Below are 15,745 nucleotides of genomic sequence, written 5' to 3' on the forward strand. Positions count from 1 at the left end.
AGTAATTGTCAAATCTAACTTAAATTTTTGAACTTTTTTCTTAAAATTTATGAAAATTTAACTCTTTATTATTTTTTCTCTAAGATTACCTCTACACTTTCAGTAATAACATGGCATACATCTTCCGCTACTAAAACGGGTTCACTTAGTGTATTATCACGATACCCGTCTTTGGTTACGGTAATAATATAAGTTCCAGCTCTTTCATATGCGCCAACAAAAGTATTGTTGGCTTCTACTTTTTTTAAAGTTTCACTATAATTCCCATCGATAGCCTCTACTGTTACTCCATTGGTAATATTTGCTCCTCCCAAGCCATCTTTTACAGTCACTTCTAGCCCTGCTCTTGCTTCTAACGTACATAAAACAGGATCTTGGGTATCATCATCACTATTACAAGCCAAAAATGTAGTAACTATTATCCCGATTAAAAATTTCTTCATCTTTATGTTTATTGTTTTGGTGTTTCCTTTAGTAAGATGTTACAAATTTTAATTGGTTGCGTTTCTATAGCTACAATAAAAAAAGCTCCTAAAACAACATTAGGAGCTTTTAAATATTTTGAAACGATTGTTACAAATCGAATTTAATTCCCTGCGCAAGCGGTAATTCTGTAGTATAATTTATGGTATTTGTTTGTCTACGCATATATACTTTCCAGGCATCAGATCCAGATTCACGACCTCCACCTGTTTCTTTCTCTCCACCGAACGCGCCTCCTATTTCTGCTCCAGAAGTTCCGATATTAACATTGGCAATACCGCAATCTGATCCTGCGTGTGATAGGAATCTTTCTGCTTCTCTTAAATTATTAGTCATTATTGCAGATGACAATCCTTGTGCAACACCATTTTGAATTTCGATAGCGTTTTCTATTTCTCCACTATATTTCAGTAAATATAATACAGGGGCAAATGTTTCATGCTGTACAATTTCGAATGAATTGTTGGCTTCTGCTATTGCAGGTTTTACATAGCACCCGCTTTCATAGCCTTCACCAGAAAGCACTCCTCCTTCTACTACAATATTACCTCCTTCGGCAACTACTTTTTCTAAGGCGTTTTGATATCCCTTAACGGCATCGGTATCGATTAGAGGCCCAACATGATTATTTTCATCTAGTGGGTTTCCTATCCTTAATTGACCATAAGCATCTACCACAGCATTTTTAACCTTATCATAAATAGAATCATGAATGATTAATCTTCTGGTAGAAGTACAACGCTGTCCTGCAGTTCCTACTGCACCAAATACTGCACCAATCACTGTCATTTTAATATCGGCATCTGGTGTAACAATAATTGCATTGTTTCCACCCAATTCCAGAAGTGACTTTCCTAATCGTTGTCCTACTGTTGCCGCTACAATTTTACCCATTCGAGTAGAGCCTGTAGCCGAAACCAATGGAATACGCTTGTCTGTAGTCATCATTTCACCTACTTTATAATCTCCATTAATAAGACATGAAATTCCTTCTGGCAGGTTGTTGTCTTTTAATACTTTTGAAATAATATTTTGGCAAGCAATACCACAAAGTGGTGTTTTTTCACTTGGTTTCCAAACACATACATCTCCACAAATCCAAGCCAAAGCAGTATTCCAGGACCATACTGCAACTGGAAAGTTAAACGCAGAAATAATACCTACAATTCCTAGAGGGTGGTATTGTTCGTACATTCTATGTCCTGGTCTTTCTGAATGCATCGTCAAACCATGTAATTGCCTTGATAATCCCACAGCAAAATCACATATATCGATCATTTCCTGTACTTCTCCCAGACCTTCTTGATATGATTTCCCCATTTCATAGGATACTAACTTTCCTAGAGGTTCTTTTAGTTTTCTTAGCTCTTCTCCAAATTGTCTCACAATTTCTCCACGCTGTGGAGCTGGCATTACTCTCCAGGATTTAAATGCCTCCTGAGCACTTTGAATTGCTTTTTCATAATCTTCCTGAGTGGTGGTCTCCACTTTCCCAATTAATTCTCCGTCTACTGGTGAATATGACGAAATTGCTTCTCCCGAAGAAAACCAATTTGATCCTGTCGATGTTCCTTTATTATGCTCAGAAACACCTAGTTGCTCCAGGGCTTCTTTAATTCCGAAATCTACTATTGCTGTTGCCATGTTATTTGTAACTTTTTGAAAGGATAAAGATAATGTGTTTTGAAGATATATTAAATTCTGATTGTTCATAAAGTTAGTTTTAATAAATTTTACAATAAAACCACTTCAAAAAAATCAAAAATGTAAAAAATCAGAAAGTCATAGCATCAAATTGACATTCTGTTTCTACCGTATGGCAATACAATATAGGAGCAACCGAAATCTAAAAAAGAAAAGCGAACCGAAGTTCGCTTTTATCATTTAGCACCCTGTATCTTCATATTCCAAGCTTCCATCTACCGGACATGGAATATCACAAGATTGCGTAATTAAAATCGGAAATTGACTCCCTGCAGGTCTAAAAACGCAAGTACAACAATCAAAAAATGGAAAAATCCCTCCTTTAATCGATTGTTGTTCACTCTTGTTTAATTTCTTAGTGTTTTCGATGTTTAAAATTTTTTTCAGCATAATAATTAAGATTAATTTGTACGTACTTTAAAAGTAAAGAATTTAGCTCCATTCCACCGTCTTATTCACTGAAAATCATAGAAGTAGTTCCTCATTTTTATAAAAATGAGGTTTTAGTATTCAAGCTTTAAATTTATCTTGCGCCCCGTATGGGAAGAGATAATACTAAAAAGAAATCGCTCAAACAAGATTTCTCATGTAGAGCGATTCCCAACTAAATAACCAACCAAAAAGTTTATATTGTTTAGCGCAATCTTACTTTTCTATCGAAAGTGATCTCAATTTCAGATCGGCTTTTTTTATTCTCTTCGTATCGTTCTGTATCTTTTTTCCTGAAGTAGCATTCTTGAAAAGCAGATGACCTCTACCTTTAAAACGATATACTGTTCCAGATGTTGGATGATACAATTCTATGGTACTATCATTTATAACGGATAACTCAAAGTATTCATTGCCCAGATACGAATAATCAAGTGTTAAAATTTTCCTATAAAAATCATTCGCAATATCATTTACCTCATAATGCCCTACATAATCATAGAAAAGAGCATCAATTGGAGTTCCATTTTGATCTTGTGAACTTTTGAAATTATCTCCAGATCCGTAGTATAAAAACTTCATGTAGTTTTCATTGTCAAATTCATTCAAGGCACCAAACTCACTGGTAAATACCTTTTCCCAGGTTTCATATTCCTGAAGGAAATAATGAATATTATCATAAAACACTAAATCGTAATCGAAATTGCTTCTTTGATAACCTACCAAGTAATAACTGGTGTTGGTTACACTATCGTAGACTTCGATTTCATTACTTGATATTTGAGAGATCGACAAGTTGTAGGTACCATCGATATCATGACTAATATCTACAGAGGTGCGAAACACATCATAAAATCCAACATCTAAACCAAAACCTCCTCCATTATCACCGATTCCCACCAGGTTATTATTGGCATAAAATGTTCCGTTTCTAAAGGAAACTGTAAACGCTTTCTGTAAAAAAGGAACTTCTCCGTTTCCTCGGGTTCGTTCTATATCTACATACCAGATTTCGTAACTGTGTAGTAGTGAATTTAAGCTTATCGTAGGTTCTTCGATAAAAACATCATCCTCGATAACCACTTCTGCAACACAAGAGGTTAACAACATAGAACCTAAAACCATAACCGAAAGTAATTTTAATGTCTTCATAAGCTGTGTGTTTTCAATTTCCTATTTCAGAAACCAAAACACGTGCCAAAATCATATTTACCTGATAATCAGTTTTTTATTTTGATTTCTATTTTCCTTATTTTTGAGCCAATAAATAGATCTATGGAAAACAGTCCGAAATTTGCGGTTATTGGTGGTGGTAGTTGGGCAACCGCTATTGTAAAAATGCTTACCGAAAACCTCGATGAGATAGGTTGGTATATGCGTAGTGTATATGCGCTGGAACATCTCAAAAGACAACAACATAATCCTAATTATCTTAGTTCTGTTGAATTTAAGCTGGAACAACTAAAACTTACCAACGATATTAATGAAGCTGTAGAATATGCCGATTATCTGATATTTGCGATTCCATCGGCTTTCCTGCATACTGAGCTTCAAAAACTTACTGCTTCTTTAGAAGGTAAAGTGATTTTTTCGGCGATTAAAGGGATTGTTCCCGAAACGGGATTAATCGTTGGAGAACATTTTCATGATGAATATAATATTCCATTCAATAATATTGGTGTTATTACCGGTCCTTGCCATGCCGAGGAGGTAGCACTTGAACGTTTATCTTATCTCACTATTGCTTCAAACGACGAAGAAAAAGCAAAAGTAATGGCAGATCATTTGAGCAGTTACTATATTAAATGTAAAATTAGTGACGATATCATAGGTACCGAGTATGCTGCGGTACTTAAAAACATTTACTCTGTTGCAGCAGGAATAGCTCACGGATTGGGTTATGGCGATAACTTTCAAAGTGTATTAATGAGTAATGCCATTCGTGAAATGAAGCGTTTCATTAAGAAAGTACATAAAATGAAACGTAACATTAACAACTCTGCTTATCTAGGAGATTTACTGGTAACGGGGTACTCTGTTTTTTCGCGTAATCGTATGTTTGGTAATATGATTGGCAAGGGGTATACCGTAAAAAGTGCGCAAATGGAAATGAATATGGTTGCAGAAGGATACTATGCCGCCAAAACAGCCTACGAACTAGATGCGACAGCCACCACTCGCACGCCAATTATAGATGCAGTTCATGACGTTTTATACGAAAACAAAAATCCTAAAAAAGTATTTAAAAAGTTGGCCGAGAAGCTAGATTAATTATTCTTATCTTCATAGCTCATTTATTATAGAAAAGCTATGACCGAAGTTATCGAGAAATTCTATACCGCATTCAGCAAATTAGATGCCGATACCATGATCTCATGTTATCATGATGATATCGTTTTTGAAGACCCAGGATTCGGAAAACTAGAAGGAGAACGTGCCAAAGCTATGTGGCAAATGCTGTGTGCCAATGCCAGAGATTTTACCTTAGAGTACAGTGACGTTAAAGCAAATGATACTTCAGGATCTGCACATTGGGAAGCCAAGTATACATTTAGCCAAACCGGAAGAAAGGTACACAATCGTATCGATGCCGAATTTGAATTTAAAGATGGGAAAATCATAAAACACACCGATCATTTTAACTTACATCGATGGGCCTCTCAAGCCATAGGCTGGAAAGGAAAATTACTTGGAGGAACAGGATTTTTCAAGAAAAAACTAATACAACAAACCAATAGATTATTAGATAAATATATGTCTGCCTGATTTTTAACACACAATCATGAATACCATAAACATTACCACTCCCCTCGTGTCTGTATCGTGGCTTTCAGAACACCTCAACGACCCAGATCTTATAATTCTTGATGCTACCATCAAAAAAGTTGCTTCTAACCATAATGAAAAATACCCTGACCTGAGTATAAAAGACAGTCGCTTTTTTGATATTAAAAAAGTGTTTTCTGATAAAAGTACAGATATACCCAACATGCTACCATCTGCCGAGACTTTTGCCAAAGCTTGCGAGCAATTGGGAATAAGCTCTCATCATAAAATTGTAGTGTATGATAAAATAGGCATGTACTCTAGTGCCAGAGTATGGTGGATGTTCAAAATCATGGGGCATACTCAAATTGCAGTGCTAGATGGTGGTTTTCCTGCCTGGCAGCGAGCTAATTTACCTGTTGAAGAATATTCTTCAGCACAAAAATATACTCAAGGAAGTTTTAAGGCTGTGTTTAACCCAAAACTAGTGACCGATGCAGCAACTATTTTGAACAAAATAAATGACGAAGACACCTTAGTCTTAGATGCAAGATCATCGGGGAGGTTTTTGGCTCAGGAACCAGAACCCAGAGCAAGCCTAAAAGGAGGCCATATTCCAAATTCGAAGAGTCTTCATTATGAGCGGGTACTAGAAAATGGAACTATGAAATCTATTGATGAACTAAAAGAAATACTCGACAGTTTTAATATTGAAGATAAAAAACTGATCTTTACCTGTGGTTCAGGAATCACAGCATGCATTATTATGCTGGCGGCAGAAATAGCTGGATATGAGAATGCATCTGTTTATGATGGTTCCTGGAGCGAATGGGGACAACTAGAAGGAGTTCCTATCGAAAAATAAATAAACCAAAATTAGCCGAACCTCGTTATGAAATAAGCTACACCATAGTTTTTGACATACATCGAAAATGATTATGTAGCGATTTACATAGCTGCACTAAGCTTAGTCGAAGTGTGACCTCAAAAAATAGTATAAACACATGAAATATTACGTTACTTCTCTTTTGACCGTGCTAATGATTTGCACAACCTTAACCGCACAAAAATCTCAGTTTACGTTGGATGATTTTTATGCAGAAAACCCAGCCTTAGATGCTACGGTAGATTCTATCTACAATACGCTGTCAGAAAAGCAAAAGGTGGCACAAATGATTATTAGCTGCACCGGAGAATTGGGTAAACCAGAAGCAACTGTAAAAAAATTGGCTAAGGATACTATTATTGGGGGTGTTGTTTTCTTAAAAGGAAGTAAAAAGACACATACCAATACCATTAATGAACTCAATACAATCTCTGAAAATAACAAAACCCTACCTCTTATTTTCAGTATGGATGCCGAACCTAGTTTATTTGCCAGTCGTATTAAAGGAGCAAAAGACGTAGGTAAAACCATAGATATTAAGTCTGAAGCGAAATCAGATTCGGTAGTGAATATCATAAATAAAGAACTTAAAGAAATAGGGGTGCATCATAACTTTGCTCCCGTACTGGATATTAGCCCCGGCAACGAAGCGATAAAATCTCGTAGTTATGGTAATAATAAAGACTCTGTCATTAATCTTGCCAATAGATTTATAAAATGTACACAAGAAGGAGGCATTATAGCCACGGCTAAGCACTTTCCTGGGCACGGATTGGTAAAAGGAGATACCCACAAACAAAGTGTATATATAGATGGGCCGTTGCAAGAGGTAGACAACTATACGCCTATTATTGCAGATGGTGTTTTATCGATTATGATAGCACACATCACCGTTGTGAATAATGATATTTTTGGAACCGATGGGCTACCCTCTAGTTGTTCCCGAAGAATCATAACCGATTTGCTAAAAGAAGGTATGTGTTTCGATGGTATTGTGGTTTCTGATGCCTTAAATATTATGAAAGCCGTTACTATTTTAGATAATGCGCCGTTATTGGCTTCTAAAGCCGGATGCGATATGATTTTGATGCCCCAAGACGAGCGAAAGACGATGAACTCTATTCTTGAAGAAACCAAAAAAGACCCAGAATACCATAAGCAAGTGATCGCATCGGTAAAAAAGATTTTACGATTAAAAATTTGTGCTGGGATTATTTAATAATCCCAGGTAAAAACACATGAAGTATCTATTCATCATAGGCATAGTTTTCTTGAGCATTGCAGGCTGCAATTCAAAAGAAAAGAAAAGCACTACAGGTGAACTATTGTTATCTAAACCGGTTCCAGAAGATACTCCTGCTCCTTTTCTTCCTGAACTTGTAGATCATAATGCAATGGTTCACAAAGGTATCTTTTCTAATGACCTTTCTGAATATTATTATACCACTTCTAAAAAAGATTTCACACAATTTAATACGTATATGGTTAAAAAAAGTAATGGTCGATGGTCTTCACCTCTACCCGCTTTTTTTAATAGTACCTACAACGATCACGGCATGAGTTTCTCTCCCGATGGAAACACTCTATATTTTAGCTCTACACGACCTACAGACATAGACTCCATACCAAATACCTGGCATTTATGGAAGGCTAAAAAAGTGAATGACCAATGGGGTGAATCTTCATATATTTCTATCCCTAACCTTAATGATAAACTTGTTTCTCACCCAAGCATAACTAAGGACGGTACACTATATTTTCATGTTAGTAATCTCGATTATAGTGATATGGCCATCTATTCTTCGCAATATATCGATGGAAAGTTTCAAAAAGCTACAAAACTAAACTTTGGGCTCACAAATAAGGCTGGATTTTGCACTCCTTATGTTTCTCCAGATCATGATTATCTGGTATTTGCAAAGGTAGGAACGTCACTTACCCTATATATTAGCTATAGAACCGAAGGGTTGTGGTCACCGCCAATAGAATTACCCAAAGCGATTAATACAGGAGGGCAAGGCAACCCATATATAACTCCCAATGGTGAGTTTCTGTTTTATACGCAACGAGACACTACAAATACATGGCACATAAACTGGGTCGCTACTCGATCATTTATCAACACCAAAAAAACATCTCATGAGTAATACCACCGGACTTGCCTTATGGCATCAATTTGTTACAGAGCGAAATACTGCAAATCTTGGAGAATTAATTGCCGACGATGCCGTACTATATTCTCCCGTGGTATGGACCCCACAAAAAGGGAAATTTATTGTGAGCATGTATTTAACCGCTGCCGCAAGCATCATTGCCAATGAGCATTTTAAATATGTTCGTGAGGTTATCAATGACGAGCATAGTATTCTTGAATTTACTACCGAAATTGATGGGGTAACCGTAGAAGGAGTAGATATGCTTACTTTTAACCAAGAAGGAAAACTAGAAGCCATCAAAGTAATGGTACGCCCCTTAAAAGCGATGCAGGTAGTGCACAAAAAAATGGGCGAGTTTCTGGAACAGATGAAAAAGTAACGAGTAAGGATTTAAACCTACCTATAACCATTTCTAAACCCCTTCTATGATATCAAGTACACCTCAACGGCTAGTTTTTTGATCTCTACAAGAGGTTCTGTATATATAACTATCTATCTGTTACTCTTTCTAAACAGTTGAGTGAGTGGTGCCAACCTATTCTTAACCCCTTTGTACTACTTCATAACCCAAAATAAAGATCAAACAACCCCTTCTAAACGTCTATACAACCTCTTGCAAACATAGTATCACCGCTATAAAACACTTTGAGATACCAACTAAACATTTACAAACCGCTTCGAAGCAGTTTAGAACCCGATAAAAGGGGTTATGAACCACCCAAAACACATTAAAACGGAAGTTATCTTTTCTTTTAAAAAACTACATTTTGGTACAGATTTCTGTATACGCATCCCGTTTCTGACCCATAATTTTGCCCCTGGTTGTTGTCATGCACGAGCAACAACAAAACTTTAACATTTGGTCATGCTTGAGTTTCATTTTTTGAAACTGGCATGCGATATTATTGCATTACGATAGTTCAACGCAATAGTTTTAATAGTTTGTATTTAGGTCATGAATAAAAATATCATATATATTAGTATTGTAATGTGTTTGGGAATGCAGTTGCAGGCCCAAACCACATTATCAGACAAGAATTATGTGTATTCTAATATTCCCCAGCAACCCATAACGGTAGGTGAGTTAGAAAGTCCTAACTGTACTACACTCGATGGGGAGTATATAGAATCGGTCACCTATTTTGATGGATTGGGAAGACCTACACAACAAAGAGCCATAAAAGCCTCGCCTAATCAAAAGGATATTGTTACTCATATTACCTATGATGATCTGGGTAGACAAACCAAAGAGTATTTACCCTTTGAGTCGAATGCAGCAGTGGGAGAGTATACTACGGTGAATATCACCAATGATATTAACACCTATTATAAAAACACCTATGCCGATGACTTTACAGGCGTAGCTACCGCTAATATCAATGCGTATGCTGAAAAGGTGTATGAAGACTCTCCACTGGGTAGAGTGTTAAAGCAAGGTGCACCAGGAACAGCTTGGAAAGCCAATCCTACTAGTGATAGCGATCACACCATTAAATTTGGTTGGGAGGCCAATATAGCCAATGAAGTGGTACGTTTTGAGGTGGCTTTTGCTAATCCTGCCAATACCGAAGCCCCAAGTCTGATAAAAAACAATCATTATGGAGCTGGAGAACTTATGGTCACCACTACCAAAGATGAAAACTGGACTGTGGCAGATGGGAATAACCATACCACCAAAGAGTACACCAACAAACAAGGGCAAGTAGTATTGAAAAGAACCTTTGCTTCGACAAATTCAGCAAGTTCTGAGGCACATGACACCTATTATGTCTATGATGATTTTGGGAATCTGACCTATGTGATCCCTCCCAAGGTAACTGTTAATGATGGTGTTTCTGCTACCGAGCTAGCCGAACTCTGTTACCAATATATCTATGATGGGCGTAACCGCCTTGTTGAAAAGAAAATACCAGGGAAAGACTGGGAGTATATCGTGTATGATATCTTAGACCGACCGGTTTTTACACAACATGGAAACCAACGTGGTGTAAATACAGGGAAAACCTATAATTGTTGGGATGTAACCCGTTATGATGCTTTAGGGAGAATAGCCTATACCGGGGTGATGATTAATAATGTAAATCGAAAATTATTACAAAGTCGTACTACCAATGCCAATGATCCTTTGCATGAAACCAAACAAGGAACCGAAGTAAACATTGCAGGTACTATGGTACACTATAGTAGAAATACCTATTTATCAAGTTCGATGACCAAGGTATATACTGTGAATTACTACGATACCTATAGTTTTGACAAAGGTTTACTATCTACTCCAACCACAGTATTAGGGCAAGCAGTAACGACCAACACCAAATCCCTACCTACAGGAAGCAAAGTGCGAGTATTAGGTACCGATGACTGGATTACTACCGTCACCTATTACGATGCCAAAGGAAGACCGATCTATATAAGCAGTGAAAATGAATACCTACACACCACTGATATTATAGAGACCGAGCTTGATTTTACAGGTAGGGTACTACAAACCAAAACGAGTCATACCAAAGGGAGTAATGCTGCTATCGTTACTATAGATACATTTGAGTATGATCATATGGGTAGAGTGACTCAGCAAACCCAAAAGATTAATAGCCAAGATGAGGAGCTTATTGCAAGCAATAGCTATGATGCGTTAGGGCAATTAACCGCTAAGAATGTTGGTAGTGGATTACAACAAATAGACTACGCCTACAATGTTCGTGGTTGGCTTAAAGGGATTAACGATGTTGATAATTTAGGTAGTGATCTTTTTGGGTTTAAGATTAGCTACAATAACCCTAGTGTTACAGGAGTAGGAGTGCCAGCCTTGTATAATGGAAACATAAGTGAGACACAATGGAAAACAGCTAATGATAATAAGAAAAGAGCCTATGGATATTTGTATGATGACTTAAATCGAATAAAAATTACTCGATATACAGACAATATGAATGCCTATACGGGGCAGTATAATACAGCGTATTCATACGATAAAATGGGGAATATGTTGACATTAGGGAGAAATACCACCAACGGAGCAGGCTCTTATAATCAAATTGATAATTTGGTATACCGGTATTCACCTACTAGCAATAAATTGCTAGCTGTAACCGATAATAGTACATCTACCGAAGGGTTTAATGATGGCAACAAAACTGGTGATGATTTTGAGTACGATAGCAATGGTAATATGATTGTTGATCATAACAAAGGGATCTCAAGTATTACCTACAACCATCTCAATTTACCGGAAACAGTTTCTATAAGTAATAGTCAGGGAACCGGAACAATTACTTATATTTACGACGCCACTGGGGCTAAACAAAAAAAGATAGTCACAGATGGAAGTTCTGTAACAAATACTGAGTATGCTGGAGGGTATTTATATAAAAATAATACCCTTGAATTTATAAGTATGGCAGAAGGATATATTGAACCAAATAATAGCAACGGTTTTGATTATGTCTATCAATACACAGATAATGTAGGGAATATACGATTATCTTATAAAGATGCGAATGGAAATGGTACTATCTCTCAAGATGAAATACTAGAAGAGAATAACTATTATCCTTTTGGGTTAAAGCACAAAGGATATAACACTCTAGTATCGAGTACAAATACCGCTTTAAATTTTAAGTATAATGGTGTTGAGTTAGAAGAAGGGTTAGGCTTTAATCTCTATGAGATGGAGGTAAGACAATATGACCCCACTATAGCTCGTTGGACAGGAATTGATCCCGTTACACACCATTCTATGTCTACCTATAACAGCTTTGATAACAATCCTGTGTATTGGGCAGACCCAAGTGGTGCTAATGCTGAAGATTTAGTTAATGAAATTATTAGTAAATCGTCTGGATATAGTTCTTCTAAATGGAAATCTAATGAAGATGGGACATTCAGCGCTAGTAAAGGTAGAACAGCGGGAGAAAAAAATGATTCTGATAATCCACCAAGTACTGAAGTTATAAAAAACGATGATGGAACATATAAAGTAGTAAATGCCAATGATGATGGAGACACTGGTATTTATGTTGTAGATAATACAGGTGAAAGAACGGGAGAAATAATAGGTGAAACAAGAAATGCTGATGAGTTCATTAACCCTGAAAATGGAAAAGTATTTAAAGATTTCACTCTTTATGTGGATGCGAAGTGGGAAGCAATCCTTAGACCACTTGCAAAAAAAGCTGAAAGTTTAGATTTAATTGAAGTTGCTAATGAATCAAGACCTACGAAAACTTTTGACGTAAAATATTTTTATCCAAAGCAGGCGAGACTTTTAGGCGGCAAATATGCTACAAGTAGAACTGCAGGAAATTTTTTAGCAGGATATAATGCTCAAGGAGCTACCTATTATGGAGCAGGTATTAGTTTTGTTACGTTTCAAAAAATCGCAGGCTCTCTTCATAAAAAACAATTTAGTAAATCAAATGTTTTGGGAATTATGTTTAAAGGTAAGACTTTTGGACCAGCACCTTTTTATGGGGAAGTTCCATATCAGTATAGAGCAAGTAAATTAGGTTGGGATTCAGCCATTTATAACTATTTGTCTAAAGGAAAAAATATAATAAGATGATAAAAAAAAGTGTTATACTCATTGGAGTACTTCTTATAATTGGGGTAATAATTAATCTCTTTTTAGATTTAAATAAATTAGAAGAGAATATCAATATGGACAACAGTGGAAAATCATATTTAGAAAACGACCATGTCAAAATATCCAGAGTAAGGTGGGGTGTTTCCTCAAATCATACAGAAATACTTGTTTTATTAAAGAAAGACAACCTAGAACTAAAATTTAATAATTCAATTTATGTAGAAGACAATAAAGATACAGTCATTATATATTCGGAAGAAATCCCTAAAAATTATGTTTATGACAAGAATAACTTCATAACTATAAATAAAATTGACATTGATAAATTATCTGAAATCAGAAAATTTGTCAAAGACAAAAACCTTATTGAAATAATTTACTAATCCCGATCGCTCGGATATGATAGCGCGGATTTGTAATCCGTGCCAAAATAAATTCAAAAAAACGGTCACAGTTTAGTGATCGTTTTTTGTGTTAGAATGTTCGGTGTCAAAAAAAATGAAACTGACTTGTTGTATTTTTAAAAATTAGAAGAACCTATTTAGGTGTAGATTTGTTTTTAAGTAGTATTGCATGGGTTGTAAATCTGTATCAACTAAAAAGACCATAAAATGAAAATTATATATATAATATTTTTTATGATTTTAAATTTATTAGTGTTTTCCTTTCTAACTGGAAAGGTTAAGATAAATAGTAGTTTAAAAGCATTACTGATAGTTTTCTTATCAGCCATCGTTTTTTTACATTTCTCAGATTACTTAAGACTATCTTCAAATGAGGTTTTTTTAATATTACTTACATTTAGTTTAACTCCTATTGCACTTACTCTTTTGGGTAAAATAGCAATTAGATTTGCTGTAAAAACAAATAACTCTATAAAAGAACATTTTATATTTAAAATGTTCAATTTTATGATCAATTACATCATTTATATATTAATAACTGTTTTTCAAATCGTGACGTTAATTAAAGATTAGATATATTAACAGATCGTTCGGGCTTATATTTGTTTTAAGTAGTATCGCACGGATTGCAAATCCGCGCTATCGGATTTTTAATTAAAAACATCATGGAGGAAGCATTAAAAATATACATTCAATTTGTAGAAAAATTTGAACAAGAATTAACTTCTAAATATAAAATTCCAGATAACTTTTGGAATAAATCAAATGCAAATTTCCCAAAAAAGGGCAGCACAGATAGTTTTAAATATAGTTTTCATGGAGCTGGCTGTAGGGTTGAAAAAAAAGGGATTGTATGCGAATATGATATTGCTCCATTAAATGAGAACCACATTAAATTTTCTCCTTGGAAATTTTTTAATTTTATAGAAACTAACCCGGATTTAAAAAAATTAAGTAGAGAAGATTTCGAGTTAGGGTTATCGATACTTGAGAAAAAAAGAAAAATATCTAAAGTGTTTATAGAAGGAATTGAAACTGGGGTTTACCAAATACATCAATAACTTCCCGATCACCCGTATTCTATGATTAAATCAAGTAAAACCCAATAGCGCGGATTTGTAATCCGTGCTATCAACAAACACTGTAAAAAAACAAAAGCTATATTGGGGTGATATAGCTTTTTGTTTATGACGATATGTTAGTTTTGGGGCACTTTATTTTTTTAACGATGTTCTTTTATGTTTCTTTTTAGAGGAAGCCTTTGCTACTTACTTTATGTTTCATAAAACCGATTACTTTATTAACAACTACAGTGTAAAAGTAGCACTCTGAAAATAGAATATAGGTGTGCTGCTGTCGAAACACCATTCGTCTTCGACCAAACCTATGTTTTCTTTCGGTGAATGGTAAAGTCCGTTGTGTTACCTATAAAAACAGAGGGCAAAACCCTTGATCTTTATGATACGATGGCTCAGATTTGTAATGTGAACCAAAACTAATTCAAATAAAACCGTCACAGTTGTAGTGATCGTTTTTGTGAAAGAATGTGTAGTTCCAAAAAACCGATAAGTTTCTCATACAGACAAAAAACTAATTTGTACCTTGGGTGTCATGACTCGAAAAGTATGTATTTTACTATCTGGTATTTGGTTATTGTTTTGCTGTACATCAAACACAGAACTCCCTGAAATGGCAGATAGCAATGAGGTCGAAGAAGTTGAACCCAAGTCTTTTTCTTTTCTCGCTTTAGGAGATTCGTATACCATTGGACAAGGTGTACAACCCAAAGAAAGCTGGCCATTTCAGCTCAAAGATGCTCTTGAAAACTCAGAAAGAACCATAGAAGAACTTACTGTCATTGCCAGAACCGGGTGGACCACCAGTGATTTACTACAAGCCATAGTACAACAATCGCCCACTAAACAAGATATGGTGTCTTTATCTATTGGGGTGAATAACCAGTTTAGAGGTTTAGAATTTTCAATATTTCAAGAAGAGTTCAATACCTTACTCGATATTGCCATTGATCTGGCAGAATCAAAAGAAAAGGTTTTTGTCGTTTCGATCCCAGATTATGGAGTTACCCCTTTTGGCTCATATAATAGTGAAAACATAGCCCGAGAGCTAGACATGCATAATGCCTACATGAAACAACGTTGTGCAGAGATCAACATTGCTTTTATAGACATTACCCCTATCTCAAGAGAACTGGGCGATGGTAGCAATGCTCTGGCCGATGACAATTTACACCCTAGCCCGTTTCAATATAGTTTATGGGTCGAAGAAATTTTGCCTATCGCCAACGCTATTTTAAAATAGAGCGGTATTAAAT

General features: G+C 35.7%; 14 protein-coding genes. 10 read left to right on the forward strand and 4 right to left on the reverse strand.

The window, feature by feature from the left end; all coding sequences use genetic code 11:
- Positions 1-68: 68 nt before the first annotated feature.
- From M0D21_RS16895 to M0D21_RS16910, 4 genes are all read right to left on the reverse strand, one after another.
- The gene (locus M0D21_RS16895) at positions 69-443 is read right to left on the reverse strand and encodes a hypothetical protein (RefSeq protein WP_248331717.1); all 375 of its coding nucleotides are present in this window, start codon (positions 441-443) and stop codon (positions 69-71) included.
- 130 nt (positions 444-573) lie between these two features.
- The gene (gene amaB / locus M0D21_RS16900; RefSeq protein WP_248331719.1) at positions 574-2,127 is read right to left on the reverse strand and encodes an L-piperidine-6-carboxylate dehydrogenase; all 1,554 of its coding nucleotides are present in this window, start codon (positions 2,125-2,127) and stop codon (positions 574-576) included.
- A gap of 240 nt (positions 2,128-2,367) precedes the next feature.
- Positions 2,368-2,577, reverse strand: a complete 210-nt coding sequence (locus M0D21_RS16905) for a hypothetical protein (RefSeq protein WP_248331721.1) — start codon at positions 2,575-2,577, stop codon at positions 2,368-2,370.
- A 255-nt stretch (positions 2,578-2,832) separates the two neighbouring features.
- The gene (locus M0D21_RS16910; RefSeq protein WP_248331723.1) at positions 2,833-3,768 is read right to left on the reverse strand and encodes a nicotinic acid mononucleotide adenyltransferase; all 936 of its coding nucleotides are present in this window, start codon (positions 3,766-3,768) and stop codon (positions 2,833-2,835) included.
- 123 nt (positions 3,769-3,891) lie between these two features.
- Here M0D21_RS16910 and M0D21_RS16915 point away from each other — a divergent pair, with 123 nt between their 5' ends.
- From M0D21_RS16915 to M0D21_RS16960, 10 genes are all read left to right on the forward strand, one after another.
- The gene (locus M0D21_RS16915) at positions 3,892-4,887 is read left to right on the forward strand and encodes an NAD(P)H-dependent glycerol-3-phosphate dehydrogenase (protein WP_248331725.1); all 996 of its coding nucleotides are present in this window, start codon (positions 3,892-3,894) and stop codon (positions 4,885-4,887) included.
- A gap of 39 nt (positions 4,888-4,926) precedes the next feature.
- Entirely contained in the window at positions 4,927-5,382 is a 456-nt protein-coding gene (locus tag M0D21_RS16920; protein WP_248331727.1) for a nuclear transport factor 2 family protein, read from the forward strand.
- Positions 5,383-5,398: 16 nt separating this feature from the next.
- A complete protein-coding gene (locus M0D21_RS16925; RefSeq protein WP_248331729.1) occupies positions 5,399-6,247 on the forward strand; it encodes a sulfurtransferase in 849 nt (282 codons plus the stop codon).
- A gap of 139 nt (positions 6,248-6,386) precedes the next feature.
- Positions 6,387-7,487 (forward strand): glycoside hydrolase family 3 N-terminal domain-containing protein, encoded by a 1,101-nt coding sequence (locus M0D21_RS16930; protein ID WP_248331731.1) that lies wholly within the window; start codon positions 6,387-6,389, stop codon positions 7,485-7,487.
- Between the two features lie 19 nt (positions 7,488-7,506).
- Positions 7,507-8,415: a TolB-like translocation protein gene (locus tag M0D21_RS16935; protein WP_248331733.1), complete on the forward strand. Its 909-nt coding sequence runs from the start codon at positions 7,507-7,509 to the stop codon at positions 8,413-8,415.
- Entirely contained in the window at positions 8,408-8,803 is a 396-nt protein-coding gene (locus M0D21_RS16940) for a nuclear transport factor 2 family protein (protein ID WP_248331735.1), read from the forward strand. The genes M0D21_RS16935 and M0D21_RS16940 overlap by 8 nt, the downstream gene beginning before the upstream one ends.
- Positions 8,804-9,379: 576 nt before the next feature.
- Positions 9,380-12,988, forward strand: coding sequence for a DUF6443 domain-containing protein (locus M0D21_RS16945; RefSeq protein WP_248331736.1), 3,609 nt, complete (start codon positions 9,380-9,382; stop codon positions 12,986-12,988).
- A complete protein-coding gene (locus M0D21_RS16950; protein ID WP_248331738.1) occupies positions 12,985-13,392 on the forward strand; it encodes a hypothetical protein in 408 nt (135 codons plus the stop codon). Before M0D21_RS16945 ends, M0D21_RS16950 begins: the two co-directional genes overlap by 4 nt.
- A 686-nt stretch (positions 13,393-14,078) precedes the next feature.
- Positions 14,079-14,474 carry a DUF6896 domain-containing protein gene (locus M0D21_RS16955; protein WP_248331740.1) on the forward strand — a complete coding sequence of 132 codons (396 nt, stop codon included), beginning with the start codon at positions 14,079-14,081 and terminating at the stop codon, positions 14,472-14,474.
- Between the two features lie 550 nt (positions 14,475-15,024).
- A complete protein-coding gene (locus tag M0D21_RS16960; protein ID WP_248331742.1) occupies positions 15,025-15,732 on the forward strand; it encodes an SGNH/GDSL hydrolase family protein in 708 nt (235 codons plus the stop codon).
- The last annotated feature ends 13 nt before the right edge of the window (positions 15,733-15,745 follow it).

The organism is Aquimarina acroporae (genome assembly GCF_023195925.1).
GTDB lineage: Bacteria > Bacteroidota > Bacteroidia > Flavobacteriales > Flavobacteriaceae > Aquimarina > Aquimarina acroporae.